Here is a 214-nt window from a genome sequence, read left to right as displayed (position 1 = left end):
AGCTTTGTTATACTACCTCCTTCATTTAGTTGTGCATAAGCCGAGATACTTCCTCCATCTACACTTACATTTGAGAATATTGTTCCATTTTTAGCAAAACCGGTTATACCTGCCATTCGCATTGCCTTTTCTAAAGTAGTAATACCAGCTTCATATCTCCACTTTCCATCAAGTCCTCTGATCCAATCATCTGTTCCAAAACCAGAAAAATTAA

1 protein-coding gene is annotated in these 214 nt (G+C 36.9%); it reads right to left on the bottom strand.

Going from position 1 to position 214, the window contains the following annotated elements; all coding sequences use genetic code 11:
• The coding region (locus AC27VX_RS23970) for a hypothetical protein (RefSeq protein ID WP_488698505.1) at positions 1-214 on the bottom strand (214 nt) is incomplete at both ends.

Source organism: Chryseobacterium sp. 14P4.3.2, from assembly GCF_057799275.1.
The sequence above is the reverse complement of the archived record's forward strand: the minus strand, read 5'-3'. Positions and strand labels throughout refer to the sequence as shown.